Consider the following 26,311-nt stretch of genomic DNA (forward strand, 5'->3'; position numbering starts at 1 on the left):
TCCTCAGCATTGTCGAAGGTGGATGCATGCTCAACGACCACCGCCTCGGTTTCGTCTTCATCACCGCTGACGTGGTGACCCTTGACTGGCCAATGCGGTGGACGCCGAAACTTTACGCCCACCAGAAGCTCAGAGGACGTTGTTAACTGGCTGTGCCAGTGCCTTGAGATCAGACCATGATTCAGAGCTTTCGATGTCCTTCTCGTAGGCAATCAGGTAGCCCCAGTGCTGGCCCGCGTAGGTATCGTCAGCGATCATCTTGCGCACCAGCGACTCGGCAGCCTGGCGTTTGGCTTGGACCTGAGCATCGTCCCTGCCTTGTTCGCTCTTGCCTTCGATGATCCAGTGGACGCCGTCGGTGTCCTTAGCAACGAAGTCTGGGAAGTAGCGGTCTTTCGAGTTGAAGTAGATGAACGCGTTGTCCTGCGGATGCAGGCGGTGCCACCACTGGATACTGGGCGAGGTGTTGAGCAGTTTCGCCAACTGGTGCTCGCCGCTGTAGGAATCGAAGTGTTCCGCCTCAAACAATGACTTGAACCAACCTCCGTAGACCCGTCCACGCACGAAATCGTCTCGTGAGTCGATTTGGTCGTGGATTTTCTCTCCCAGGGGCAGGCTGTAACCGTCGCCGGGTAGCTTCTTTGGATGAACGATCGGTACTTCGCGGGTGGAGCGCAATGTGTCTACCACATAGGCGTGGACGAGTTGCTGTAGCAACGACTGGGCCGAGGCCAGGGATTTCACTGTCCAGTCTTCAAAGGGAACATTCTTCATGAACTTCGGCACCAAGTAGGTGTCGATGTAGCGAGCCATAGGCTTAGTCTTTGGCACCAGATTCATGTTCATGATGAGCCTGGTCAGTGCCTGACGGGCATCATCGTCAGGGATCGGGATGGAGTCTACTTCAGCGCTCTCAACATCCGCTACCCGTAGCCCTTTCCCAACGGCGGCGATGATCTCCTTGCGGTACATCACATCACCTGCAGAGGTCACTCTCCGAGCAGCTTGTTCGATCCGCTCGTCAGCAATCTCAGATAGCTCAATCGGGGGCTGCTGAACGGTGATCGTCGTGACCGGGAAGTGGTAGGAAACATCGGCGAAGGCCGGACTACGGTCGACTGAGACGGCCTCACATTCAGTGCTGTCATCTGCAACGTTGTCGTCAAGGAGACGAACACCTACGCCAAGAGTCTGCCCAGCAGAATTCAGGCTCGACTTTCCGCGCCCCGTTGCTGGCGCATCGAGTCCCCCCGGTTGTTCACCTGCATCGGCTACCGGCTGGATGGGTGAGGTGCCACCTAATGCTTGAGCCTCGCCGCCTGTGCCTTCTTGGCCTTCAACTGCATGACGAATAGCCTTTTCGATTTCCTCTTGTTCGGTCGCTTTAACTGCCTCGTCAAGGCCGAACTGCTGAAGGACGTTCTCGGCTGCCAAGAGTTCTTTGAAGGATTGGTGGGCAATAATGTCGAGCTGATCGATCTGGCTCACGCCGGTGTAGCGCCCAAATGGTAGGCGTAATCCACGGCCCATCGTCTGTTGCGTGAGCACCTCAGAGGCCATCGCTCGCAGCGTGACAACCACCGCGATGTTCTTCACATCCCAGCCTTCTTTGAGCTTGTTGACACTCGCAACCGCCAGCACCGGGGAATCGGGCTGGTCGAGACGATTCAGCAGCTTTTGCGTTGCGTCATCGTCGTGCTGGTTGTCCACCTGCAGCACCGCCGAATCACGTCCGAAATACTCCGGGGTGCGGAGCAAGTCAGCAACTTGGGTCGCATGCTCAACATCGGAACAGACGACGAACATCACGGCATTGACACCCTTGCGGTTGTTGCTTGCAGCATAGGAATCGTAGAAGGCCTGCTTAATCCCACGCAGCTGTAGAGCATCACGCAGCTGCTGTTCTTCGGAGGCCTGATCAGTGCCGTAGCCGTCTTTACGGAAAGCAAGCACCGGGGCTTTGACGTACTGATCCTTGATCGCCTGGTAGAGCGGGTACTCGAAGATGACATGGTCCTTCTTCTTGTCCACCGAGGCCGTCAATCCAATCGATGCCGCTGGCTCCAACTCGCGCAACGCCGCGTTAAAGGCCTTCGCGGTGGTGCCGTAGAGATGGGACTCATCAGCAATAACCACCAGGTCTTCTTGGTCCGTCAGATAGTCGAAAAGAACACCGGCGTTCTCGTCGAAGCGGCGCGGCTTTCGACGCATAGCCTCCTGTGTGCTGCCGTGCGTGTCGCCTTCGACATCTTTCGGAGCGATCAGTTGCTGGATATTGAAGATGAACGCCAGCATCGGGATCTCACGCCCGTAGGGCAGCATGGCCGATCCGTTGGTGCGGTTGATCCAGGCTGAATAGTCCTGTGGTGTGACCACCTCGGGCGGGACCGGAGAACCGGTGATGAACTTCGGTGCACCTGGGGTGAAGTTCTGCACTGTCTTAGCCTGGACAGTCTTGCCAGGGGTAACAATCACGACATTGCCCACACCTTGGCTGCGCAGATACTCCACAAAAGCGGCCATGAGATAGGTCTTACCCACACCGGTGGCCAGATTCAGCACCTGCTGGACCTCGGGGTCGTAATCACCATCAAGGGTGAAAATGAGCTGACGGAGGGCTTCTTTGTTCGGGGCGCGCAGGTCGAAATCCGCGCTAATGGCTTCGAGCAAGTCGGAGTCGAAGCTGATGTTGAGTCGCTTAGCCATCACCGGTCACCACCTTCGGAGTAGCGGAAAATGTCATCCGGGATGGCAATCACCCGCGATCCCTTACACGCCCGGCGCAGATGCTGGCGGACACCGTCCATGACACTGGTCGCAGCTAACACGATCGTCTCGCCTTCCTGAACCTGGGATACCAGCCAATCGACCTGCTCCACGGTCGCAACACCTTCGACAACTTTCAGCAAGGAATTACCGCGACGACCGTCGAAGACATAATCATCATCCGGATGCAACAGGTAGAACCCTAGGTTCGCTGCCACCGACTCCACCAACACATCGCCAGTTGCTTCCGGTGTGACAATGACGCGGCCCAGCTCTGGGTCGTAGTCAAAGCACGAGGGAGACAAGTGCGCGACCTGAAAACCGCCGCCGCCACGCCAGTTGCGCGTCTTCGAGGGGCCGGTTTCCAATAGCCGCTTCACTGCCTTGATTGCTGCGGCGTCATTTTCTTCAATGTTATCTTCCGTTGCGATAGCGTTCAGCAGCTTGGTGGCCTCCTGCAAATCTTTGGCCTCAAACTTTTCTGGTAGCAACGTGGTCGCCTTAAGAGTCCGGTCCATAGTCATCGTGACTCCACCTGCGTCTTCGTCCCGGACAACTTTTTCCAACCGCGGACGTGTAAAAGTGTCAAACGTTGTCTCCAACAGCTCGCAAGTTACCCAGCGACGGCCCATCTTTTGTGCCACTGCAGCGGTAGTGCCTGAACCAGCAAAGACATCGAGCACGATGTCTCCAGGATTGGAGCCGATATGGATAATACGTTCAAGGAGACGCTCTGGTTTAGGGGTCGAGAATGGGGTATCAACGTCCGAGAACATCTTGTTTAGATGGTCGCGCTTGGCTTCTTGATTGTGCCCAGCTTCGTCAGCGCTCCACCAAGTTCTCGGAACGAGGCCGGTCTGCACCTCGGTAAGATAGCGCTTAATAACCGGGAGAGAGTCACCATCTTTTCCAAACCAAACTCGGCCCTCGGCGCGGGCTACAGCCAGACCTTCTGGACTGAAACGCCAATAGCGGCCTTTTGGGGTGACAACTCGCCCAGACGGTAAAGTGACCGGAAACCTGTTTTTCTCAGTTCCGCTTTTTGCGGTTCCGTTATCTCCCTGCAGCCAAGGGCCTCTCGGGTCGTTATCAGGATTCTGATAGCGAGCGTCCTGCGACGCAAGGCGCGGGAGTAGATTGCGTTCGTTCTTCCACTGTTTGCCCAGTGGTGAATAGATCAGTATTTGATCGTGTGCTCCAGATATATCGGTGTCGTTTCTGCGGCCCTTATCCTTCTCCCACACGACTGTTGCGATGAATCGGTCAGCACCAAAAACTTCATCCAACAACACTCGCATCCGGTGTACCTCAACGTCGTCCAGATGCACCCAGATCGAGCCGTTTCCGGCAAGCAGCTTTTTTAGATGGAGCAGTCGGTCTCGCATCATGGTGAGCCAGATCGAGTGCTCAAGGTTGTCCTCGTACGAAGGGAACGTCTGTGCCGTGTTAAACGGCGGGTCGATGTAGACCAGCTTCACCTTGCCGACGTATTTGTCGGCGAGTTCTGGGACGCCGGTGAGGGCTTCGAGGACGTCGCCTGATTCACCGAGGATGAGCAGGTTGTCGTCTTGGGGTTCGAGGTCGGCGCGGTCGGAGTATTCGAAGTCTTCGGTCTTTGGGCTTTGGGCCCCTTGGACGTAATCACTGTAGATGAGTGTGTGGGTTTCGCAGTAGCGGGGGTCGGAAGGATCAACCCACGTGTAGCCGTACTTCCCGGTCTCGGTTGGAATGAGGGCTTTGTCTTTGTTGTACCAGGTGAGTTGGAGCCGTTGTTGCGACATTACTGGATCCTCTCTTTCTGATCAGCAGGGACGATTTCGCAGATATCAGAGATATCACAGTCGAGGGTTTCGCAGATGCGGACAAGGACGTCAGTTGTGACGTTGTTGCCCTTTCCGAGTTTCGCCATGGTGGCCGGGCTTAGGCCTGCGAGGTCTTGGAGCTGCGTTTTGTTGAGGTCTTTGTCGATGAGGAGTTTCCACAACGGCTTGTAGCTGAAAATGCGGTTAGTTGTCATCGGTCTGGTCCTGGTCTTTGAAGTCATCGTCGGCCATGTCGATGAGGAACCCGAAGCGCCCTTGATCGTGACGCCTCGTGAAGCGGATAAGGTTGCAGTCGTTTTCGATCGAGTTGATGTCGGGCATGAACTTCGTGTTGTCGGCGATGATGATCTGGCCTTGGTCTTGGATGTTGATGAGGTGTTCGTATAGCGCTTGGGGGATCTTCTCGCGGACGTCCATGAGTTCTTGGTCTAGCTGCTGGTCGTCGAGACCCAATAGCGGGGTGTCAATGATCAGCAGGCAGGGGTTGTGGCTGGCTTGGTTACTTGCGAGGTAGTCGCGGAGTGCAAGCATTACGGCGGTATTGACGAAGGATCGGTAGCCCTGTCCTTGCTTGGCTTTGCTCTTGCCGTTGATCGTCGCATCGAACAACTGCCGTGAGAACTTGGCTGTCTTTAGCGCAGGGAACGCGCACGCGCCGAGTGTGTCGAGGAGGTTGGTGTCCATCGCTGCCCAGAACCCGTCGGGGAACTCACCGAGTGGACTGAAGGTGCCCTTCGTGAACTGCTTCTCGCGCCTCTCCCTGAGTTCCTCTTCGATTCGGCGTTGCTGGTAGATAAGCTCGTCGCGCTCGCTGCGCATCGCCACCAAAGCATTGTGGCCGTCCAGTGCGGAGCGCAGAGAATCCAACTCAGGTTGAAGTTCGCCTCTGATCAGCCGATTGATCTGATCAGCCTCCGTCTTCAGCGTCTCCTGCCTGAATTGCAGTGCTCCTTGATCGTCATCCATTTGCCGCAGGGTCTGCTGGAGGTCTGCGAGCCGCTGCACAAGTTCGCCGCGTTCTGCAGGGTCAGGCTCCGGGACATCATGAGTCGTTGCAGGGTCGATTTCGCTGTCACAGACCGGGCATGAGTGTGCCGCCGGGTGCTCACGAAGCAAATGGCCGCCTTGTTGGACGAAGTCGAGCCTGTCGATGCGTGCCTGATAGGATGCAGCGAGCTCCTCGTAACGGGCACCCAAGGCACTTGATTCTACAAGTTCCTCGCGTACCAGCTGCAGCTGACCGACGATTCGTCGACCTTCTGTCAATGCTTGGGCGACGTGTTGCTGCACCTGCTCCATCACATGGCTGATCTCACTGATGCGGCCCCTGATCTCGTCCTCGTCGCAGCTGCCCAGAGTCTTCTCGATCAGTGCAATGCGTGCGGCGAGCCGTTCCGGCTGCTGCTCTAAGTACTCGATGACAGCGTTGTTCCTGAGCTTCTTGGTGTCGGTCGACTCATCGCGCGCCCATGCCGCAAAATCGCGTCCTGTCGCGAGGGATGCCAGCGCACACTTAGCTGCCGTTGCCGCCGTGTTTTGGGTCGGCAACAGGACGGAAGTCTTAATCGCGATCCGGTCTTCGTCGGCGTAGAGCGCTGGCAAGAGTGTGCGCCACGTCATCGCCTTGGTCTCAAAGTCTTGGTTGCTGATGACCTTGAGTTGTTCGGGATTCTCATAACCGATGAGTCGCAAAAAGATCGAATTGACGGACTGATGATTCTTCGTGTGTCGGCTCTTGTAGATACCGGACTCGATGTCGCGGTGGGTGCTGGTGACCTCGATGCTGGTATTGCCCTGGCCGATGGGGCGTTTGAGTGTGATGTTGCCCTCGGATGTGCTGAGGCCCAGCCGAACCTCGCTATGCCCGTTGGACTCGTCGAGGACGAACTTGCTGGCCTCTTTGCCGAAAGCATAGTCGATGCAGTCAAGCACCCAGGACTTTCCGCTGTTGGATGGCCCACAGATTACGTTGAGCCCCTGGGTGAACTGGATTGAGGAGTCTGGTTTACTGGGATGCCCTGCAACCGTGACTGAGCTGATCCAAAACTTCGGCATCATGAGGCGGCCTCCACTGAGGTGATGATCTTGGCCAGGCGAGTCGTGCTTCCAGTTCCGACCGCTTCGAGAGTGTCAAGGGCTGCGGCGAAGAATTGTACGGCATAATCTGTTCGCAGCTGATTGACCACGCTCGCCCCTTCATCGGTGATCCGGAATCCACCGGACTCAGCGGAGGTATCGAACGTGGTGAGGCACTTGAGGGTGAGCTGCTTCAGCGCTTGGCGCATAAGTACCGTACGTGTGCGCAATTCGCCAGCTGCCAAACGGTGGGTGCCATTGAGGTTGTCACTTCCGATGCGGAAGGTGCACTGGTTGATTGTGAGCGTATCGAGCGCACCGAGGTAGTCCGCATCCACAGGCTCATCGAGGAGGAAGAGGAAGACCAGCGCGCGCAGTTCAGCCTCAAAAGCCGTATCAAGTAGAGAAACTGACCTCAATCGGCCCACCTCAACTTCTGCCGAGCAGCGAGCTCATGACAGGAACCCTTCCGTACCCATACGTCGATCAAGTCAACGACCTGAGCAAGTGGGATGCGGTCGAGTTGAATATGGGTAGCCTGCTCTAATGTCGCGAGTAAGCGTTCAACGGCCGACGGGTGAGCGCGTAGGTGGGTGTCACTGACACCTGCATACATGTTGTCCAGCCAAATCTCGAACACCGCTTCGCCATCGTGGAAGCAGTTCCAGGAAGTCTCCCTGAGCCACTCAGCGCTATAAAACGCCTTCCGCTGATCCTGAAAATGACTAGCCAGACGATCTGGGATGTCGGCCACGGTCACCAGGACACCCTCCTTACACTTCAGCTCACAGTATGCCTCGAGTAGCGGCGTGACGTATGCGAGTTCTTCGTCCCGCACCTCATTGGGCACCTCGCGCCGTGCGACTGCCGCAGTGGAGTACTCGCCGAGTCTGATCCGGTTCGTCTTTGAATCGAAGTAGGGGTGGCCGGATTGTTCGATGCGTTGGACTACCCGATCTTCTCGGGGCAGCGCTGCTGTCTGTGCGCCACTCAGCTCGAGGAATGTGTTGTACATGAGTCGGCCAAGCTCTTCGGCACAGTTGCCCTTGTTTATAGCGGGATCAAGCTGATGCAGGTTTGCGGCCAGGCTGATGAGTGCAGTTTCCCCATAATTTTCGGTGACGTTGCCGCCAAATGCGACCTCGTCCCATCGGCTAGCGATCTCACTGGCGAGGTCCGCTGGCAATGGTGCCGAACCGTTCGCATATCCCTTCCACGATGCGGCACTCCGAATTTGAAGTGCAGTCCGCTCGCCATCAGGACCTCGCCCTGCCTGCATTCCCATGTCGATAAGTCCAGCCGTGAACGCGCCGAGATTCCGCGTGCCCTTCATGAGCGGCCGCACGACGGCAACAAGACGACTGAACTGTGTCGATTGAACCATCACTGCTTCCTCTCATCGCGGTTCATCGCATCTCATCGCTTCCCAGCCGCTCAGAAATTGCCGATGCGGGAATGTTGAAGTAACAGATCGGCAGGGCGCGCAGATCACCTAAGGGCATCATACCAGTTTCCTACACCAACGGCTGGTTCATCTTCACGAACGCGAAGATGGCGCTCCTGGCGGTGAAGCTGAAGGTCATGTCGAGCGAGATTTCGGATGCAGGAAGGAGGTGGTGGCCGTGGCGAAGAACGCCAAGCAGACATCGCGTGCCGTGGCCCGTAAAGCGTCAGTGGCGCTGCGCGATGGCAGATGTAGCGCTAGAACTAAGTCGATTGCTGCATCTGCGCTGTCACAGACGCGCCCCACGCGACGTAAGTAGTCGCATCTGGTCCGCAGAGTAGCTAACTGAGGACCTCACTTTTCAACCAATCAATTCAGGAGACATCTCGTCGGGCCCGGCGGGTACCTACCTGGCTTGTCAGTAACGCGCTGGCTGCCAGACCACGTAGGTACCCGCCTTCTTTGTGCCCGATGAGCTCCTGAAACAGCACCCGATGCAGCTCTGTCTCCGCAATCCGCCAACACGGCGGAGAAACGGAGACCACGGTGTCACGCCGTCCTCGCAAGCCACAACTAACGCCTTATGCGGTCCGGACCAAGAAGGTCGCCCACAAGGTCTACACACAGATTTACGTGCCCTCGAAGGTCACAAACGGGATCCAAAAGTGCGCCTGGATCACGCTCGTCGACCCGCCAGCTGGGGACAAAGAGCTCGGGTTGAGCGCCGAAGAGGTTCTCGCCTTGCTCTACGATCCGACCTACCTGCCAGACTGGAAGATCGCATACCTGCGCGAAGCATACCTCGATTTTCGCGCCGCCGAGAATGCTAGAAACCGGGGCGACATCTCCTACAGCGAGTGGGAGGTCGAGGTCCATGACGGGCCGCGATATGTGGGCGCCTCAGTTCACGAAGACCAGGTCAATAGCGAGCTGGTCGCTGAATGGCTGCTCTCTCAGGTGAGCGACAAGCAAGCCGAACAAATCCGCCTGCACGTGTTCGAACAACGGTCCTTTGTCGAGATTGCCCGTGACGAGCTGCCCGGCGGTGACGAGGACGAAGTTGCTAGGCGCGCGAACAGTATCGGGCGCTCGATCAAGCGCGCCCTGAAGAAGCTCCAGGAACTCATCGAACAGGAGTGTCCGGATCTGGCTCCTTTCAGAGGCGTATAAGCGCCCGGCCCACACCAAGGCCATCACCGACCGACCCAAAACCTGATTCATTAGGAGGAGAACGATGGCCAACCATCGCCTCAAGGCCACCTTGACTGAATAGCCCCAAGTTGGCGCAGCGGTCTCTGCCCGCAAGATCAGCATCCGCACCGGCTTGCCCGCAAGCTTCACGGGACCCCAGCAGCTCACGGTTCTCGTACCCGGCAACCAAGTCCGCGCAATAGAAATCGTACGCCCCGACGATGACCTCATGGCGCTCGCCAACGCGGTCGGTGTCATCCGCGTTGGCAATGTCGCGTGAACGTCACCGAAGCAAACAAATTCATTCAGGCGATCAACACGATCGTCTAGGGGTACACCGCTCTAGCACGAGCGATCGAGCACAGTGCGTGGGCATCGTTTGAGGACCACGCTGGAATGTCGGGTGCTCGCCCGATCGTCGCAGTCCAACTGGCCCAGCCTACACTCGAAGCCGAAGCAGGCACCAGGGAAGTCATCCGCCAGCGGCCTTCCCCGGCGCTTCCTTTAACCCCAGTCCCGGTGACGCTCGAGCAAGTCCGTACCGTGCTGGCCCGGCTCTCGCAGCAGGTCACACAGCCGAGGTGCGTGAACTCATCCAAGCAACAGGTGCGAACAAGCTCGCCGAGGTTGATCCGGCCAGCTACTGTCGCAGGCAGAGGCGATCACCGATGCCTAATCAACACGCACTGATCAGGGCTTCGGATGCACCCCGATGGTTGGCCTGCACGCCGTCAGCGACGCTGGAGTCCGGGCTCTCAGACTCCTCATCGTCAGCTGCCGCGCAAGGCACTGCTGCTCATGAGCTCGCGGAGGGGAAGCTCCGCCGGGCCCTGCATGACGCGCCGACCACGAAGCCGGTCTCGGACTGGCATGACGAGCAAATGGACACCCTCACCGACGACTACGTGGCGTTCGTTCAGGAGCGGCTGCAAGATGTGCGGGAGACATGTGCCGATCCGAAGGTGTTCATCGAGCAACGCCTAGACTTCAGCCATGTGGTGCCGGGCGGTTTCGGGACTGGGGACTGCGTGATCGTCGCCGAACACGCGCTCCAGATCATCGACCTGAAGTATGGCCAGGCTGTCTTGGCCGAGGCCGAGAACAACCCTCAGCTCATGCTCTACGCGCTCGGTGCGATCCATGCGTTCGGATCGTTCTATGACATCAGCGAGGTGGCGGTCGCGATCTACCGGGCCGGCCGCTCCAACGTCTCAACGTGGACGGTCCCGGTCTCCGACCTCGGCCTGGGCCGAGAACGTGGTGAAACCGCGTGCCGTGTTGGCAGCAGCTGGTGACGGCGAGTTCACCGCCGGTGATGAGCACTGCCGGTTCTACAAACTCAACGCCGCCTGCCGCACCCGCGCTGAAGCGAACCTCGCGCTCGCCAAGCACGCGTTCGCACCACCAGCCGAGCTCTCCGATGAGGAGATCGCGAGGGTGCTTGTCCAGTTACCAGATCTCAAAGCCTGGGCCTCCAACGTCGAGGCACACGCGCTGTCGCTGGCAGTGAACCAGGGCAAGACGTGGGCGGGGTTCAAGCTTGTCGAAGGCCGATCGACCCGTAAGTATGCGGACAAACATGCCGTCGCCTAAACCGCTCATGCTAGGGGTGTCACCGACACCTGGGAGCAAAAGCTCAAGACGATCACCGCACTGGAGAAGCAGCTGGGCAAAAAGCACTTGACCGAACTACTCGGGGACATCGTGGTCAAACCTGCTGGGAAGCCCACGCTCGTTCCCGAGTCCGAAAAACGGCCAGCCCTCACCGTGAGGGACGCGGCCACCGAACTGACAGCAAACAAGTAAAACCGAAAGAAGGGTAAGACAACCATGTCTACAAACAATCCGACCCGCGTGGTCACTGGCGAAGTCCGGCTGTCCTACGCCAACATTTTCGAGGCGAAGTCCATCCAGGGCGGCAAGCCCAAGTGCAGCGTCAGCCTGATCATCTCTAAGGGTGGCACCGAGACACTGGCCAAGATCGAGCGGGCGATCGAAGCCGGGACCGGGAAGTTCGGTGGCAAGCGCCCTAACAAGGCCCCGTCAAGCTCCCGGCGTGTGACGGGGACATCGAACGCGACGACGAAGCCTACGCAAACGCGATGTTCGTCAACGCGAACGCGCCATCCACGACCGACTCGCCGCGTTCCCAGTCCCAGAGATTGAGCGGGACACCTACGTGCTCGATCAACGGATCAACGACACCGGCACCCTCCTCGACAGCGTGCTGGTGGGTCATGCGGTGGAGTGCGACCGTCAGCACCGTGCCACCGCGCTCGCCCGAGCACAGGGGCACACGGGGCTTGAGAATCCGAACTCGCCGATCCAGCTCAAGTATTGGCTCGCTGACCACGGCACACCCCTGCAGTCACTCACTAAAGAAGAAATCGCCGCTGCGTTCGACACCGCCACCGGCGACGTGCGCGAGGCGCTCGAACTGCGCGGCGAGCTCACCAAATCCTCGGTGAAGAAATACGAGGCCAAGCAGTACGTCGCAGGAGCCGACGGGCGTGGACGGGGCTTCTTTCAGTTCTACGGTGCAGGCAGAACCGGCAGATTCGCAGGCCGCCTTGTCCAAGTCCAAAACCTACCCACAACTACTTCTCAGATTTGGCCGAAGCCCGAGAACTTGTGCGGACGGGCAACTTCGAGGCGGTCGAACTGCCTTACGACTCCGAACCCGACACCCTGTCCCAGCTGATCCGCACTGCGTTTGTCCTCGCAGAAGGGCACCGGTTCATCGCTGACTTCTCCGTCATCGAAGCACACGTGATTGCCTGGCTCGCAGGCGAAACCACCAATCTGGCGGCTTTCGAGGAAGGCAAGGATCTGTACTGCGAGACCGCCAGCCGCAAGTTCGGCGCCCCCGTCGACAAACACGGCGTGAATAGTGTCCTGCGACAGTAAGGCAATATTGCAGTCTTAGCTTGCGGTTATCAAGGCGGCGTCGGTGCACTCAAAGCCATGGGCGCACTACGCATGGGACCGGCTGAGTTTGAGATGCAGCCGTTGGTTGACGCGTGGCGCACAGCCACCCCGAACGTCGTCCAGCTCTGGGTCGACATCAACGCCGCCGCGATCGAAGCCGTCACCACCCGCCAGCCCACCCACGTCGGTCCGCTGACCTTCACTGCCGAGTCCGGGATCATGTTCATCGCTCTCTCATCAGGGCGTTGGCTCGCTTACGTGAAGCCACGGCTGGGTTAGAACCTGTGCGGCGGCACTAGCATCACCCATGAAGGCGTAACAACCCGACGTAAGTGGGGCCAGTTGGAAACCTACGGTGGGAAACTCACTGAGAACATCGTCCAAGCCGTCGCCCGGGACTTACTCACCGTCGGCATGCACCAGGTCGCAGACGCTGGACACCGGATCGTCATGCATGTACATGACGAGATCGTCGTCGAAACCGCCACCGCCACACTCGATGAGATGGGCGAGCTCCTGGCCACCATCCTCGACTGGGCGGAGGGCTTACCGTTTGCAGCCGACGGGTTCGCCTGCAACTTCTACCAGAAGGACTGATCTAGAAACTCGTTGCACTATTGGATTCGGGGCTGAGGCCAGGGTTACCTAGTAGCGAGGGGTTACTGGGGGTGTCAAAACTGCTTCGAGCTGAGTGTCCGGATTCTTGTGTCCTCGGGGGCGTATGCGTGAGAGCCCGACGCAGTCGCACCTGCGACATGCCGGAATCACGTCAATCCTGGCTCTTAGAAGGAGCCAATTGTGGCTACCACTGACCTCCAAACATTCACCAATAATGCGTTTGGATCCATCCGAACCATCAACCACGGCGGCAAGGTCTATTTCTGTGGCCGAGATGTCGCCACAGCGCTCGGCTACAAGGACCCGAACAACGCGATGAAGCAGCTCTGCAAGGGGGTGGCGGTTCACCACCCCCTTCTCACCGACGGTGGGATCCAGCAGGATCGCTTCGTCATCGAAGGTGACCTGTACCGGCTCATCTTCTCCTCGACGCTCCCGGCCGCCCAAGCCTTCGAGGCATGGGTCAGCGACGAGGTCCTGCCTATCATCCGCCGCCACGACGTCTACGCCATCGATGAACTCCTGAGCAACGATGAGTTCCTCGAGCAGGCCATCGTTCAATTGAGTGCGGAGCGGGCCAAACGACTGACCGCCGAACAAGCACTGCTCGAAGCAGTCCCGAAGGTCTCGTACTACGACATGCTGCTGCAGTCGGCCTCGCTGCTGACCATGACCGAGATCGCCAAAGACTATAGCTTGTCCGCTAAACGGATGAACGCGATCTTGCACGAAGAGGGCGTGCAATTTCGTCAGTCAGGGCGTTGGTTCCTCTACGCCCGATACGCCGAACACGGGTACACCCAATCCAAGACCCACGAATACGACGAGGGCAAGACGCGTACCCACATGTATTGGACGCAAAAGGGACGCCTGTTCATCTATGACCTGATGAAAAACCGCCTAGGTTTGCTACCGGTCATCGAGCAGGACGGCGGTGCAGCATGAGCGGCACGCTCCTCTTGGACGCCGAGGTCGGTTTCTCGCCTCGCTACATCGAGGGCTACCCAGACCCTTAACCCTACAAGACGTTGAAGAATCTGCAGCGTGCCGAATACGGCTACCGCTTCTTGGTCTACAACTGCTCGTCTTACTCCGGGGTGCCCCTATGTTGAAAGTCAAGCAATTTTCAGCTCCGGAACGTTGTAGAGAGACCCGTCGCGGATCATGGCGAACAGGATGGTGAGCCGGCGGTGGGCCAGTGCGATGGGTGCTTGATTGTGGCGTTTGCCCTGCGCCCGTTTCCTGTCGTAGTAGGCCCGGCTGGTCGGGTCGAACCTTATCGAGGCGAACGCTGAGAGGAAGAGCGCTCGCTTCAGCCGCTTGTTGCCTGAATGGCTGACGCGCTCAGACTTGATCGAAGTGCCCGACTGACGGGTGGTTGGCGCAAGTCCAGCGTAAGAGGACAGTGCGACAGCACTGGTGAATGTTTTACCAGAGGTCTCGGCGATGATAATCGCGGCGGTCCTAACGGTGACCCCCGGCATGGACGTCAGGACCGGGTAAAGAGGGTGGGCCTCCACCATGGCATCCAAATGCGTGGCCACGTCCACGCGTTGGGCATGCAACGAGATCAGCTGCCGGGCCAGATGCGGGATGACCAGTCCTGCGGCGTCGGTGCCGACCACGACCACCGTTTGCTCATCCACCGCGTCAATGATGGTTCCGCCCCAGGCGGTGTGTCGGCGGGCCGAGTGCTTCTTGAGCTTCGCATCGATCCTGGCTTTGCCAGCATGCTTCAGCTGCGCTGGGGTGGGCCAGGCCGCGAGGACCTCTAGTACGGCGTCGAGTTCCAGCCAGGGACCGAGGATCCGCTCGAGTGGCGGGTGGATTTGGGTGAAGAGACCGCGGATCCTGTTGCTGGTTTGGGTGATCTGCCGGACCAAATCCAGGTCAAACCCGGTGAGCATGCCCAAGGTGGCCTCGTCTTCGTCTGAGACTTGGATGCTGCGTAAGGTGTGTGGCATGGTGCGGGCCGCGTAAGCGAAGATGAACGCGTCCTTTTCATCGGTTTTCGCCGCCCCCGGGATACATGTCTGCGATGCGTCGCATCGACAGGCCCGGCAAATAGGCAACGGTGATTCCCATGTGCTGGGCGACGGCGACGGCTAATGCCCCGATGGTGGCGGGTTGGTCCACGACGACCAGCACAGTGCCCTTGGAGCTGAGGTTCTGGTAGACGGTGACGAGTTTGGTTTCGTCGTTGGGCAGGGTCTTGTTCCAGATTTTGGTGCCGTCTTTGGTGACGGCGCAGGCCCAATGGTCTGCTTTCCCCACGTCGAGCCCGAGGAAAATGTCCACGTCTGAGGTGATCATGACTAGTGCTCCCTTGAACCAGTTTCTGTTCATGGCCGACCAACCGACGGTAGCAAAGTCTTACATCCACGTTATGACAGGCGTCCGTTTTTGGCGCCGCGCCCCTAATCAGCAATCACCCTGCTGCCATCCCAGCCTCGGTGGCAACACCCCCCGGACTATTGGATAAGCAGGGGCAAGACACCATGCCGAGGCTGGTCGGCCGACAGTCCCCACGATCCTCTGTTTAGGGACTATCAACAACATAACGGGGAAACCGGTCAGCCCTTCACAGCAGGCGATCAACACGTCCTACACGCCGCGGTCGGCCAGCTGCGCGCAGATGCATCGCCTGCGAACTTCGTGCCCTCGTGCTCCGTGACCCAGATCCCCAGCACGTGCTTGGTGCGTCCGCGGTCACGCCGATGGCCATGTGCGCGCACCTTGTTGCGCACCTGGTGCCCGTCACGGACCTTGATCACGATCGCATCCAGGTAGAGGATCGGGTAGAACTCCTCCATGGGCCATCCCTTCCAGGCGGCGACCTCCTCGAGGACCTCGTCGGTGATCTTGCTGATGGTGCCGCGGGACAACTGGGTGCCGATGGTGGTTTCCAGGTGGGATACGATATCCCGCACCGTCATGCCCCCGGCGTAGAAGGAAATGATCATCGAATCCAGGCCACCGGTGCGGCGCGAGCCATTGGACACCAGTGTCGGGGTGAAGGTTCCGGCCCGGTCGCGTGGGACCTGCAGGTCGATGTCTCTGGCCACCGTGGATACGGTCTTGGGTGGGAACCGTTGTGGGAGTTCGGGGTGAACCGGCCCTGGGCTCCGCCTTTCTCGTAGCCCCGGGTGGTCGGTCAGTTCGGCTTTAAGGCGGCGTTCCAGCCCGGCCCGGATCAGCTGTCGGATGAACCCGACTTTTCCGTCGAGCTGGATCTCGCCACGTTTGATGAAGCCCATCGGCTCGTCGAAGGCTCCGGATTCCTTCACGGCGTCCATGGGGTCAAAGACTGCGATGTTCTCGGCGATATCGGAGGCGTCGTTCACGGTGGGCGCTACCCGGTCATTCTGGATAGTCAGAATGTGGTCTTGTTAGTCACTTTCTATCAAGTGACTAAGGGCAGCACACAATCCACCTGACAAGCTCAATCGACGGCAACCACGAGAACCCCTCCGAATGTCGCGGAAATCACATAGGATGTGAGTGAGTCAACAAATCTATGCTGGCCACTAATCAGTTAGGAGAACAATTGTACTACCCGATACTCAGAGGCAAGGCTGGAGAATTCGAAGCATGGAAGAATGTGGGCGGTAAGAATCGAACCAACATTGAGCCGCTTTTCGAACTCGTCGCAGCTAGCGGAGTTAGTCGAGACCTAGCCAAGTTCCGCGAAGCCTTGCATCGATCCTCTAGAGATCGCGATCTTTACGCAATTGACCTAAGTGCGTTACCGCCTGGTGAAAAAGAAGAATCTAGTGGACTATTACCGTTTACGTGGCTCGCCTCGGAACTGTCCGGTACAGGAATAGACTTCCATGCAGTGATCCACCTGAATGACACTCAGGAACAACTCTCGGACGCAATCACAGCCGTCGGTGTGAAGAACCTGATACTGAGAATCCGGGAAGCAGACCTGCATCCCGACCCCGCCCCCAATGATCAAAGTCTTCAACACTGGTGCACGTCTCATGAACTAACACCCGCGGACGTCGCTATAATGATCGATCTTGGGAGCATCTATGGAGCGGATATTCACTCAGTAACTCGATTGGCCGATGCCTCGTTAGGGTGGGCGCTTAATAATGGCCCTTGGGAGTCAATAATCCTCGCCTCCGGAGCATCGCCTGAGCAAATTTCCCACCTGCAGAAGCAGACATACCACTACATAGATCGCAACGATGCCGAACTCTGGAACCAAATGCATCAGAAGTATCCGGATATTGATTATGCTGATTATGGCACTCGATCTCCGGAACAGTCTGACGGCTCGGGGTACCAGGGGCCTTTACCTTACCTCCGTTATGCGACAGCGAACCACTGGGTCATTTGGCGTGAGCCCAAGGATTCTCAGGGTAGGCACTCGACATTCTTCGATGTTTGCCACAATGTCGTAGCGCATCAGGATTTTAGCGGCACTCGTTTCTCATGGGGCGATAAGATGATCGCGAACCCTCCGGGGCCAGGTGCTGCTACGCAATGGATTTCCTATGCGCAGAACCATCATATTGAGCTGGTAAGTGACCGCCTGACCAGTCTTGGCGTTGCTTGAGCCGGGTCAAAACGATTGATCGTAATTCTTTTTTCGGAACAACTTCTGAAAGCCGTTGCCAGATAACAAATCTGGGTTTCGAGCTGAGACCGCGCGCTTGATCACGCAGCTTCAACTCTTCCATGGCTTCGTCTCGCCAAAGCAACTGGGCCAGGGAAAACGAATCGACATGCCGATTAATCCTTGGAGCCCTGCGGTTGACAATTCGAACACCGCGAGGCCCATTTATGGCTTCTTGCAGTCCCCAGTTCGTTGGCAGAAGTGCAGCGCATCGGTCGAGGTACTTTGCGGTCGTTACTATCGTGAGATAGTCCATGACCTTCGAGAAGGCCGCAGCCTGATCTGGCAGACGCGCAAGCGTGTCCTTGTCGCTCTTGATTTCCCAGCCGGCGAGGTGGCCGTTGAGGACTGCGACATCAATTCGCCTGTTGCCCATGTCCACACCGAGCTCATGGCGAATAATGGCATCGGAGTCTTGCGCGTACTTATTTTGCAGTTTCTCGTCTAGTGCTAGGCGGATGTCAATGTCGTTGGTCAACGTTTTTCCTCCTAGACATAGTCATTGCCCCCGCAATGCTAGCTCCTGTTGGCACATTCAGAAAAACTGGCTCTTCTAATTGACGTCGGTCGTGTCCGAGGCGCGCCCGCCACCTAGCGGGTCGCAGATGGTTGTGCCGGACCTTGGCCACCGCCGTGTTTTAGAGTCCTATTGGTAGGCTTGTATAGCAGAGGTTCTTGGCAGCGCGTGTGTGAAGACCGGATTGCGCCAATGTAAGGCAGGGAAAGGGCCCGCCAGACTTTGACGGCGAGATGAACCTGACATCCACACATCGTAGAATTCATGACCCTACTGTGTCTAGCCCGATGCAATCACGATCGAGCTACAACGCCGTCAGATTCACAGGCTCAGCAAGTACCCGGAACCCGCAAGCCAACGAAACTTCGTAATGGAATGATCGACCGGACTGGTTCACTTGACCGGCAAAACGATCTCCGTCACCGGTTGCGAAGAGTCGCTCGCAAAGTCCAGCCCCGACGGCTCGGCTCCACCTGCCACCAACTGCGCACCCAGTGCCGCGACCATTCCGCCGTTATCGGTACACAACTCGAACGGTGGCACGGTCAGCCCGATGCCCGCCGAGGCACAGCGCGCAGCCAGCAGCTCACGCAGTCGGGTATTCGCCGCGACTCCCCCGCCCAGCAGCAGCGTGCTCAGCCCGTGCTCCTGGCAGGCACGCACAGCCTTGGAGGTGATCACGTCCACCACGGCTTCTTGGAAGCTGGCGGCGATGTCCGCCACGGGCACCGGCTCGCCGGCCGCTTCGAAGTGCTCCACGCAGCGCGCCACCGCCGTCTTCAGCCCGGAGAAGGAGAAATTGTGGCGGTTCTTGCCCGGGTTCTCAGCGGTACCGACGAACTTGGGCAGGCTCAGCCCGCGCGGGAAGCGGAAGGCCTTGCGGTCCCCTTCCGCGGCGGTCTTGGAGATCGCGGGCCCTCCCGGGTAGCCCAGTCCCAACAAACGGGCCACCTTGTCGAAGGCCTCCCCCGCGGCGTCATCGATGGTGGCACCCAGCAGCTGGACATCCTTGGTCAGCGAGCCAACCCGCAGGATCTCCGTGTGCCCGCCGGAAACCAGCAGCGCACCGAACTGCTCGGGCAGCACCGTGCCCTCGAGCACGCCGACGCCCACGTGGGCCACGAGGTGGTTGATCGCGTAGAGGGGCTTGCCGGTGGCCACGGCCAGGGATTTGGCGGCCGAAACGCCAACCATCAGCGCGCCGGCGAGGCCGGGGCCGCTGGTCACGGCGATCGCGTCGATCTCTTCCAGGGTCACTCCGGCGGTGCGCAGCGCCTGGTCGAGGGTGGGGACGAAGGCATCCAGATGGGCGCGGGCGGCAATTTCGGGGATGACCCCGCCAAAGCGCACGTGCTCATCCATGGAGCTGGAGACGGTGTTGGCCAGCAGGCGGGTGCCGCGCACGATGCCGACACCGGTTTCGTCGCAGGAGGATTCGATGCCCAGCACCAGTGGTTCGTTCCGGTTCATCGGGGCATTGCTCCTTTGTCGTCCTGGACGGTGGTGGATGCGGTGGCCACCGGCAGCGGCAGCCGCATGATCTGCGCGTCGATTCCGCCCTTGTAGTAGCCGGGGCGGATGTGGATCTTCTCGAAGCCCAGCGAGGCGTAGAGCCCGATGGCCACCGGATTGTCCACGCGGACTTCGAGCATGACCTGCTCGGCGCCGCGCTCCTGGGCTTTGGCGATCAACGTGTTCATGAGGAGTCGTCCCAGTCCTTGTCCTTGGGCGGCGGGCGACACGCCGATGGTCTGCACATCGGCGAAGTCCGCCACGGTGCACAAACCGGCGTAGCCGATGATCTCCCCTGCCGACTCATACACCCAGTAGTCTCGGGTCTCGGTCTGCTCGAGCTCTGCGACGAAGCCTTCCAGTGGCCAGGGGTCGCCGGGAAACAATTCGGTTTCCAGCGCCTGGACCTCGGGGAGGTCTTCAGCCGTCATCCGGCGCAGCTGGGGGTTCATGGCTTGGCCTTGCGCATGAAGGCCGGCACCTGGGCATCGGATTCGCGCAGGTAGCGTGGGGCGGTGTCGCTAAGGTCCACACCTTCGGTGAGGAACTGCAGGCCGCGGCGGCCGAGCGAGGAGGCTTCGGCCAGCCATCCGGCGCTGTCGGCCACGGGCTGGGCGCCGGCCTGTGCGAGCTGCTCCTGGTAAAGCCCGGCGCCGGGCCCGTACACCGGCACGGAGGGCAAGGTCTCGGCCGCACCGACGTGCGGTCCGTCCAGCAATGCTCCGGAGGCGTCGAAGCGCGCCCAGTACAGTTCGCGGCGCCGTGCATCGGCAGCCACGATGAATTCGCTCGGAACCTGCACGTCGGCATCGAGTACGCGCTGGACGAGTGCCTCGAGGGACATCACGCCGTGTAGCGGGACGCTCCACACGTAGGCAAAGGTGCGGGCAGCGACGAGCCCCACGCGGAGCCCGGTGAAGGGACCCGGTCCCACGCCCACGATGATCCCGGCGAGCGCGGACCCCTGAATCTGTTGGTCGTCCAACAGCTCGGCGACATAGGCGTTGAGCGTTTCGGTTTGGTCGTTGGGTGCCGGGGAAGTACGTTCCGCGAGCACCGTGCCGTTAACGGCGTCCACAAGGGCCACCGAGGCATGCGCCGAACTATCGATGGTTAGGTAGATGCCGTTCATGCTGCTCCTTCTCCCACTGCCAGTTCGAGTGCGCTGGCGAGACGTTGGAAGTTACCCTCGGCCCAACGAGGACCGATGCCACGAACCACCATGGTGCGCGGTTCATCGAGTTCTTCCTCGGATTCTTCCCACGGGGCGGCCGTATTAGGTGCCAACTGTTCACGATCGAGGCTGATCTCGAGTCGTGACTCGCTGAGGTGCTCGACCTTGCCGGTCCCCCACTCCACGACGGTGACGTTCTCACCGAGCGTGGATTCCAAATCTAAGGTGTCGATCTCTCCCCCGGCCTCCAGCCGGTAGGCATCCACATGGACGAGCCCCGGTCCCTCAACGAGTGAGGGATGGTGCCGAGAGAGCACAAAGGTCGGTGAGATGATGCCCGAGCGTACTTCCAGTCCCTCGCCGAGGGACTGGGTCAGCGTGGTTTTGCCGGCTCCGAGCGCGCCGGTAAGGATCACTAGGTCGCCGGCTTGTAGCCAGGCCCCGAGCATATGGCCTACTCGTTCGGTGGCTTCGAGTGTGGTGAGCTCGAGCTGTAGCTGTTGTTGGTTAGTTTCCATCGGTAGCTCCCCAGCTGCCTTCGACGTATTGTCGTGGAACGCGCGGTGAGATGCGCGTGATCATTTCATAGTTGATCGTGCCTGCGGCCTCGGCCCATGTGGTGACGGGTTGGCCGCCTTCTCCGAAGATCACCGCTTCGGCGCCAAGCAGTTTTTGTGGATCGGCATCCGGCCCGAGGTCCACTACGCACTGGTCCATGGCGATAGTCCCGCGTACGGGGTAGGAGCGTCCGTTGATGGTCACTGGTGCCCCGGTGGCGGCGCGCGGGAGACCGTCGCCGTAGCCCACGGGAATCAGACCAAGCACGGTCGGACGCTCGGTGATGTAGCGCAGGCCGTAGGAGACCCCCTGCCCGGCTGGTACGCGTTTGACGTTGGCCACCTTGGTCACCAGACGCATGGCCGGGCGCAGACCGTAGTGTTCCGGGCTTTCGTCCGAGAAGGGGCTCAGACCGTACATGCCCAGTCCGAGCCGTACGAGATCGTGGTGCGAGTCGGGTCGAGACAGGATGCCCGGGGTGTTAGCGATATGCCGTACCTCGAGGTCGAAGCCAGCGGCCTCTACTTGTGCGATGACATCGTCAAAGCATTCAAGTTGCCGGTCGGTCTCTTCACGTTCGGGCTCATCGGCCACTGCTAGGTGAGAGAACACGCCCACCACGCGCAGGAGCCCGGCGTCCTGGTATTCCTCGGCTCTGCGCAGGATCTCGGGTAGTAGCTCAAGTGGTACGCCGTTGCGCCCCAAGCCGGTGTCGACCTTGAGGTGCACGCGAGCCGGCGTTTGGGTGCGTTGCGCGGCCTGAGCGATGGCGTCCAGTTCCCAACCCGAAACACCCAGATCAATATCGTGGGCCAGGGCCTCCTCAAAGGGTGTGTCGGCCGTGTGCAGCCAAGCCAGCATCGGTGCAGTGAGTCCACGCTGGCGTAGCGCCAGTGCTTCGGTGACGTGTGCGGTACCCAGCCATCGCGCTCCGGCACTGAGTGCGGTGCGGGCGACCTGTTCGGCTCCGTGACCGTAGCCATCGGCTTTCACCACGGCTAGCACGGCCGCCGGGGCTACGAGCTCGGCGATCCGGCGCACGTTATGACGGATCGCGGACAGGTCGATTTCCGCCCGGCGTTCCCACCCATCCTGATGCCCCGGAACCGGCGGCTGACCGGCGGACGACTCATCGGCTACTTCAAAGTTCACCTGTCCATCTTGCCACTTTTAGCCGCCGCAATGCTCCAAAACAGCAAGGTTAAAGCTCACAGGCCGGTGTCACCGATTCGATTCGGTGACACCGGCCTGTTCGCAAGTAGGTCGAATAGTAGTTAGTTGGCGCTAGCGTAGCGACTTGATTTCGTCGCGGATCTGCTCGAGTAGGGCCAACTGCGGATCTGGCTCGGCTTCCTCTTCTTCACCGTCTAGGCCGCGGCGCGCCTTGAGCGACTCGGTAACCTTATTGATCGGCAGAACCACTACGAAGTAGACAGCCGCAGCAATCAGCAGGAAGTTCACCAAGGCGGTGAGGAAGACACCAAACTTGATGTCATTACCATCGATGGTCACCACCAAGAACTGATCAAAACTTGGCGACTTAGTCAATGCCGAGATCAGCGGCATGAGAACGCTGTCCACCAGCGCGGTAATAACGGCACCGAAGGCGGCACCGATCACAACGGCAACGGCCAGATCTACAACATTGCCTTTTAAGATGAAATCGCGAAAACCCTTAAGCATGGCTTGATCATACACAGCGATTTATTCGGACCACGACTGATTCGGCTAACGAGTGCAGAATCTTTCGGTGAACGGTTAGCAACTAGTCAAAGCCGCTAAATCTTCCTAAGCAGCATTCTTCTCACCGAGTGATCGGCGCTCTTGCGCAACACCAACTGTGCCCGACCCCTCGTGGGTAGCACATTCTCCTTCAAATTCGGCTCGTTAATGCGCTTCCAGATGCCATGTGCGGTGCGACGAGCCTCCTCATCGGAGAGTTGAGCGTAGCGGTGGAAGTAGCTGGCCGGATCGGCGAAGGCTCCGGAGCGCAACTTCATAAATCGCGAGATATACCACTCTTCAATATCGCTCGTCCGCGCGTCGACATAGAGGGAGAAATCAAAGAAGTCACTCAGGGCCAGACCCACCGTTCCATCGTTGCGGATCCGTGCAGGCTGCAGGACATTCAGTCCTTCCACGATCAGTACCTGTGGCGAGCGCACCACATTGCGCTCGCCGGCAAGAATGTCATAGGTCAAATGCGAGTACATAGGTGCCGACACCTCTGGCACGCCGGACTTCACCGCAGAGACGAAACGCAACAGCGCACGGCGGTCGTAGGACTCGGGGAAACCTTTGCGATGCAAGATCCCGCGACGCTCAAGCTCGGCGTTGGGATACAAGAACCCGTCGGTGGTGATCAACTGGACGTCGGGAGTTTCTGGCCAGCGACGAAGCAGTTCGCGCAACACACGAGCCGTGGTCGACTTACCGACCGCCACGGAACCGGCGACACCGATAACAAACGGGGTGCGCCGGGTTTGTTCCCCAAGGAAGGTGGTGGTGGCGCGGTGCGTGGCACCCGCACCCTGCACGTAGAGATAAAGCAGGCGGCTCAGCGGCAGATAGACATCGCGCACCTCGTCGAGGTCCAAGCCGTCGCCGAGGCCACGGAGCCGTTCGATATCGGCTTCGTTCAGCGGCTGCTCCATCTCATTAGATAGTCGCGCCCAAGTTTTTCGGTCTAGCTCCACAAAAGGAGTAATGGGGGCATCGACCTCATGCTGTGGTTCCACGGGGTCAAATTCTGCCAAGAACCATAGGGTTTGCCCAAACTTGGGGCACAACCCCTTGGCCTACTGTGCACGGCATCACGCGGCACGGGCGATGCGATATTCCCGATTTTTCTATGTCACGTGCCACCATTTTTACCTCCATCGCCTTTCAAAAGGTAGGCTTTTGGGCATGTGTGGAATCGTTGGATATGCAGGAACCTCGAGCCGGAGCGCCGAACACGGCGCCCTCGACGTTCTAATTGAAGGCTTGCGTCGACTGGAATACCGCGGCTACGACTCGGCTGGCGTGGCCGTCGTGGCTGACGGGGCAATCCACTCCCGTAAGAAGGCCGGCAAGCTGGTAAACCTTGAGAACCAGATTGCCGAGGCGCCATTGCCGGACTCGTTGACCGGTATCGGCCATACCCGTTGGGCAACTCACGGTGGTCCGAGCGACCAGAACGCCCACCCCCACCTTGCCGACGGTGGCAAGCTCGCCATGATCCACAACGGCATCATCGAGAACTTCGCCGAGATCAAGGCCACCCTGGTCGCCGAGGGCGTCGAGTTCCTCTCGGATACCGACACCGAAGTGGCTGCAGCACTGCTGGGCAAGATGTACAGCAACGAGGCCGAGGGCGATTTGACCCGCGCCATGCAGTTGGCCGTGAACAAGCTCGAAGGTGCCTTCACCCTGCTGGCCGTGCACCAGGATCACCCGGGCGTCGTTGTGGCTGCACGCCGTAACTCCCCGCTCGTGCTTGGTTTGGGCGAGGGCGAGAACTTCCTTGGTTCGGATGTCTCCGGCTTCATCGACTTCACCCGTCGCGCCGTCGAACTGGGCCAGGACCAGATCGTGACCATCACCCCCGAGAGCCACAGCATCATCGGCTTCGACGGTGAGCCTGCCGAGGGCCGCGAATTCAGTGTTGACTGGGACGCAGCCAGCGCCGAAAAGGGCGGCTTCCCTTCCTTCATGGAGAAGGAAATCCACGATCAGCCTGCCGCCGTGGCCGACACCCTGCTGGGCCGTTCGGACGCAGAGGGCAAGCTGACCCTCGATGAATTGCGCATTGACCCGGAGAAGCTGGCCAAGATCACCAAGATCGTCGTGCTCGCCTGCGGTACCAGCGCTTACGCCGGTTCCGTAGCCAAGTACGCCATCGAGTCTTGGTGCCGCATCCCGGTCGAGGTCGAGCTCTCCCACGAGTTCCGCTACCGCGAACCCATCGTGGATAAGAACACCCTGATCGTTTCGATCTCGCAGTCGGGCGAGACCATGGACACCCTGATGGCCGTGCGTTACGCCAAGGAGCAGGGCGCCAAGACCCTATCCATCTGCAACACCAACGGGTCCACCATCCCGCGCGAATCCGACGCCGTGCTGTACACGCACGCCGGTCCGGAGATCGCGGTGGCTTCCACCAAGGCTTTCTTGGCTCAGATCACCGCCACCTACCTGCTGGGTCTGTATCTGGCACAGCTGCGTGGCAACTTGTTCTCGGGCCAAATCAAGGACATCCTGGCCGACCTGGGTAAGATCCCGTCGAAGATCCAGGACATCTTGGACCGTGACAACGAGATCAAGGATCTGGCACGCTCGATGGCCGACGCCTCCTCCGTGCTGTTCCTGGGCCGCCACGTTGGCTACCCGGTTGCCATGGAAGGTGCCTTGAAGCTCAAGGAAATCGCCTATATCCACGCCGAAGGCTTCGCCGCCGGCGAGCTGAAGCACGGTCCGATCGCACTGATCGACGACGGCCAGCCGGTCTTCGTGGTCGTGCCTTCGCCGCGCGGTCGCGATTCCCTGCACTCGAAGGTCGTTTCCAACATTCAGGAAGTTCGCGCTCGTGGCGCCAACACCCTGGTGATCGCAGAAGAAGGCGACGTGGACGTGCGCGAGTACGCCGAGTTCGTCTTCTACGTGCCGGAGACCCCGACCTTGCTGATGCCGCTGTTGGCCACCGTGCCGCTGCAGATCTTCGCTTGCGAACTGGCTACCGCCAAGGGCTACGACGTCGACCAGCCTCGTAACCTGGCTAAGTCGGTCACCGTCGAGTAGACGCTAGGCGCCGTCCGCCGACCCCGGAAGGGACACGTCGGACGGCATGAAGCGGCCGTTGCCGCTCCTGATCACTTCAGGGGTTGTGGCGGCCGCTTGCCGTTGGGGGCGAAGAATTCCATTTAGTCATGCATGAATCGGTGCCTGGCTAAAGGATTAGTTGTCCGCCAGCCCAAACAGCAAGCTTCCCGAGACAAGTACCCTACCCCCTTGACGGTGCGTGTTGTTGAATCACATATCTCGGGCAAAGTTGCCCGCAGTCCAGATTGGGCGGAGCACAATCATCTGCGCCGAATCG

The 26,311-nt window shown here is 59.4% G+C and carries 25 protein-coding genes and 2 pseudogenes; 9 read left to right on the forward strand and 18 right to left on the reverse strand.

Annotation, left to right across the window (positions count from 1 at the left end; all coding sequences use genetic code 11):
• Window positions 1-129 precede the first annotated feature (129 nt).
• Genes ACYU0X_RS11800 through ACYU0X_RS11825 form a run of 6 tightly spaced genes read right to left on the reverse strand, consistent with a single transcriptional unit; the run spans window position 130 to window position 8,049 of the window.
• Window positions 130-2,706 carry a DEAD/DEAH box helicase family protein gene (locus ACYU0X_RS11800; protein WP_461900879.1) on the reverse strand — a complete coding sequence of 859 codons (2,577 nt, stop codon included), beginning with the start codon at window positions 2,704-2,706 and terminating at the stop codon, window positions 130-132.
• Complete coding sequence (locus ACYU0X_RS11805; RefSeq protein ID WP_461900881.1) at window positions 2,706-4,547, reverse strand: site-specific DNA-methyltransferase; 1,842 nt, start codon at window positions 4,545-4,547, stop codon at window positions 2,706-2,708. Before ACYU0X_RS11805 ends, ACYU0X_RS11800 begins: the two co-directional genes overlap by 1 nt.
• Complete coding sequence (locus ACYU0X_RS11810; protein ID WP_461900882.1) at window positions 4,547-4,783, reverse strand: helix-turn-helix domain-containing protein; 237 nt, start codon at window positions 4,781-4,783, stop codon at window positions 4,547-4,549. The genes ACYU0X_RS11805 and ACYU0X_RS11810 overlap by 1 nt, the downstream gene beginning before the upstream one ends.
• A complete protein-coding gene (locus ACYU0X_RS11815; RefSeq protein WP_461900884.1) occupies window positions 4,773-6,647 on the reverse strand; it encodes an AAA family ATPase in 1,875 nt (624 codons plus the stop codon). Before ACYU0X_RS11815 ends, ACYU0X_RS11810 begins: the two co-directional genes overlap by 11 nt.
• Window positions 6,644-7,084: an ABC-three component system middle component 2 gene (locus ACYU0X_RS11820; RefSeq protein WP_461900887.1), complete on the reverse strand. Its 441-nt coding sequence runs from the start codon at window positions 7,082-7,084 to the stop codon at window positions 6,644-6,646. Before ACYU0X_RS11820 ends, ACYU0X_RS11815 begins: the two co-directional genes overlap by 4 nt.
• Complete coding sequence (locus ACYU0X_RS11825; protein ID WP_461900888.1) at window positions 7,081-8,049, reverse strand: ABC-three component system protein; 969 nt, start codon at window positions 8,047-8,049, stop codon at window positions 7,081-7,083. The genes ACYU0X_RS11820 and ACYU0X_RS11825 overlap by 4 nt, the downstream gene beginning before the upstream one ends.
• A gap of 777 nt (window positions 8,050-8,826) precedes the next feature.
• On the opposite strand from ACYU0X_RS11825, the gene ACYU0X_RS11830 reads away from it, so the two are divergent.
• The 3 genes and pseudogenes from ACYU0X_RS11830 to ACYU0X_RS11840 all read left to right on the forward strand — a co-directional run bounded on the left by ACYU0X_RS11830 (window position 8,827) and on the right by ACYU0X_RS11840 (window position 11,466).
• Complete coding sequence (locus ACYU0X_RS11830; RefSeq protein ID WP_461900890.1) at window positions 8,827-9,279, forward strand: hypothetical protein; 453 nt, start codon at window positions 8,827-8,829, stop codon at window positions 9,277-9,279.
• A gap of 689 nt (window positions 9,280-9,968) precedes the next feature.
• Window positions 9,969-11,106: pseudogene (locus ACYU0X_RS11835) on the forward strand (DUF2800 domain-containing protein).
• Window positions 11,107-11,130: 24 nt separating this feature from the next.
• A complete protein-coding gene (locus tag ACYU0X_RS11840) occupies window positions 11,131-11,466 on the forward strand; it encodes an ssDNA-binding protein (RefSeq protein WP_461900892.1) in 336 nt (111 codons plus the stop codon).
• Here the strand turns inward: ACYU0X_RS11840 and ACYU0X_RS11845 are convergent.
• The gene (locus tag ACYU0X_RS11845) at window positions 11,390-11,653 is read right to left on the reverse strand and encodes a hypothetical protein (RefSeq protein ID WP_461902832.1); all 264 of its coding nucleotides are present in this window, start codon (window positions 11,651-11,653) and stop codon (window positions 11,390-11,392) included. The genes ACYU0X_RS11840 and ACYU0X_RS11845 overlap by 77 nt on opposite strands.
• A gap of 15 nt (window positions 11,654-11,668) precedes the next feature.
• Complete coding sequence (locus tag ACYU0X_RS11850) at window positions 11,669-11,878, reverse strand: hypothetical protein (RefSeq protein ID WP_461900894.1); 210 nt, start codon at window positions 11,876-11,878, stop codon at window positions 11,669-11,671.
• Between the two features lie 32 nt (window positions 11,879-11,910).
• On the opposite strand from ACYU0X_RS11850, the gene ACYU0X_RS11855 reads away from it, so the two are divergent.
• The 4 genes from ACYU0X_RS11855 to ACYU0X_RS11870 all read left to right on the forward strand — a co-directional run bounded on the left by ACYU0X_RS11855 (window position 11,911) and on the right by ACYU0X_RS11870 (window position 13,791).
• Window positions 11,911-12,207 carry a DNA polymerase gene (locus ACYU0X_RS11855; protein ID WP_461900896.1) on the forward strand — a complete coding sequence of 99 codons (297 nt, stop codon included), beginning with the start codon at window positions 11,911-11,913 and terminating at the stop codon, window positions 12,205-12,207.
• A 57-nt stretch (window positions 12,208-12,264) separates the two neighbouring features.
• On the forward strand, window positions 12,265-12,507 hold the full coding sequence (locus ACYU0X_RS11860; protein ID WP_461900898.1) for a hypothetical protein: 243 nt from the start codon (window positions 12,265-12,267) through the stop codon (window positions 12,505-12,507).
• Window positions 12,508-12,570: 63 nt separating this feature from the next.
• Complete coding sequence (locus ACYU0X_RS11865; protein ID WP_461900900.1) at window positions 12,571-12,825, forward strand: hypothetical protein; 255 nt, start codon at window positions 12,571-12,573, stop codon at window positions 12,823-12,825.
• Window positions 12,826-13,026: 201 nt separating this feature from the next.
• Window positions 13,027-13,791, forward strand: coding sequence for a phage antirepressor (locus ACYU0X_RS11870; RefSeq protein WP_461900901.1), 765 nt, complete (start codon window positions 13,027-13,029; stop codon window positions 13,789-13,791).
• 170 nt (window positions 13,792-13,961) lie between these two features.
• On the opposite strand, the pseudogene ACYU0X_RS11875 reads toward ACYU0X_RS11870, so the two are convergent.
• Together ACYU0X_RS11875 and ACYU0X_RS11880 are read right to left on the reverse strand one after the other, a co-directional pair.
• Window positions 13,962-15,159 (reverse strand): annotated as a pseudogene (locus ACYU0X_RS11875) (IS110 family RNA-guided transposase).
• 281 nt (window positions 15,160-15,440) lie between these two features.
• Entirely contained in the window at window positions 15,441-16,190 is a 750-nt protein-coding gene (locus tag ACYU0X_RS11880) for a transposase (protein ID WP_461900903.1), read from the reverse strand.
• A 203-nt stretch (window positions 16,191-16,393) separates the two neighbouring features.
• On the opposite strand from ACYU0X_RS11880, the gene ACYU0X_RS11885 reads away from it, so the two are divergent.
• Complete coding sequence (locus tag ACYU0X_RS11885) at window positions 16,394-17,413, forward strand: beta family protein (protein WP_461900905.1); 1,020 nt, start codon at window positions 16,394-16,396, stop codon at window positions 17,411-17,413.
• Here ACYU0X_RS11885 and ACYU0X_RS11890 read toward each other — a convergent pair.
• The 8 genes from ACYU0X_RS11890 to coaA all read right to left on the reverse strand — a co-directional run bounded on the left by ACYU0X_RS11890 (window position 17,334) and on the right by coaA (window position 23,930).
• Window positions 17,334-17,951, reverse strand: coding sequence for a sce7726 family protein (locus ACYU0X_RS11890; RefSeq protein ID WP_461900907.1), 618 nt, complete (start codon window positions 17,949-17,951; stop codon window positions 17,334-17,336). The two genes, ACYU0X_RS11885 and ACYU0X_RS11890, sit on opposite strands and share 80 nt — an antisense overlap.
• A gap of 432 nt (window positions 17,952-18,383) precedes the next feature.
• A complete protein-coding gene (tsaD, locus tag ACYU0X_RS11895; RefSeq protein ID WP_461900909.1) occupies window positions 18,384-19,460 on the reverse strand; it encodes a tRNA (adenosine(37)-N6)-threonylcarbamoyltransferase complex transferase subunit TsaD in 1,077 nt (358 codons plus the stop codon).
• Window positions 19,457-19,954, reverse strand: coding sequence for a ribosomal protein S18-alanine N-acetyltransferase (gene rimI, locus ACYU0X_RS11900; RefSeq protein WP_461900911.1), 498 nt, complete (start codon window positions 19,952-19,954; stop codon window positions 19,457-19,459). The genes tsaD and rimI overlap by 4 nt, the downstream gene beginning before the upstream one ends.
• On the reverse strand, window positions 19,951-20,634 hold the full coding sequence (gene tsaB, locus ACYU0X_RS11905; protein WP_461900913.1) for a tRNA (adenosine(37)-N6)-threonylcarbamoyltransferase complex dimerization subunit type 1 TsaB: 684 nt from the start codon (window positions 20,632-20,634) through the stop codon (window positions 19,951-19,953). Before tsaB ends, rimI begins: the two co-directional genes overlap by 4 nt.
• The gene (tsaE, locus tag ACYU0X_RS11910) at window positions 20,631-21,194 is read right to left on the reverse strand and encodes a tRNA (adenosine(37)-N6)-threonylcarbamoyltransferase complex ATPase subunit type 1 TsaE (RefSeq protein WP_461900915.1); all 564 of its coding nucleotides are present in this window, start codon (window positions 21,192-21,194) and stop codon (window positions 20,631-20,633) included. The genes tsaB and tsaE overlap by 4 nt, the downstream gene beginning before the upstream one ends.
• Window positions 21,184-22,386: an alanine racemase gene (gene alr / locus ACYU0X_RS11915; RefSeq protein ID WP_418907083.1), complete on the reverse strand. Its 1,203-nt coding sequence runs from the start codon at window positions 22,384-22,386 to the stop codon at window positions 21,184-21,186. The genes tsaE and alr overlap by 11 nt, the downstream gene beginning before the upstream one ends.
• A 132-nt stretch (window positions 22,387-22,518) precedes the next feature.
• Window positions 22,519-22,917 carry a large conductance mechanosensitive channel protein MscL gene (gene mscL / locus ACYU0X_RS11920; RefSeq protein WP_418907084.1) on the reverse strand — a complete coding sequence of 133 codons (399 nt, stop codon included), beginning with the start codon at window positions 22,915-22,917 and terminating at the stop codon, window positions 22,519-22,521.
• 95 nt (window positions 22,918-23,012) lie between these two features.
• Complete coding sequence (gene coaA / locus ACYU0X_RS11925; protein ID WP_461902803.1) at window positions 23,013-23,930, reverse strand: type I pantothenate kinase; 918 nt, start codon at window positions 23,928-23,930, stop codon at window positions 23,013-23,015.
• Window positions 23,931-24,141: 211 nt separating this feature from the next.
• On the opposite strand from coaA, the gene glmS reads away from it, so the two are divergent.
• Window positions 24,142-26,013: a glutamine--fructose-6-phosphate transaminase (isomerizing) gene (glmS, locus tag ACYU0X_RS11930; protein WP_461900918.1), complete on the forward strand. Its 1,872-nt coding sequence runs from the start codon at window positions 24,142-24,144 to the stop codon at window positions 26,011-26,013.
• Window positions 26,014-26,311: the final 298 nt, after the last annotated feature.

Source organism: Glutamicibacter sp. X7 (assembly GCF_054889245.1).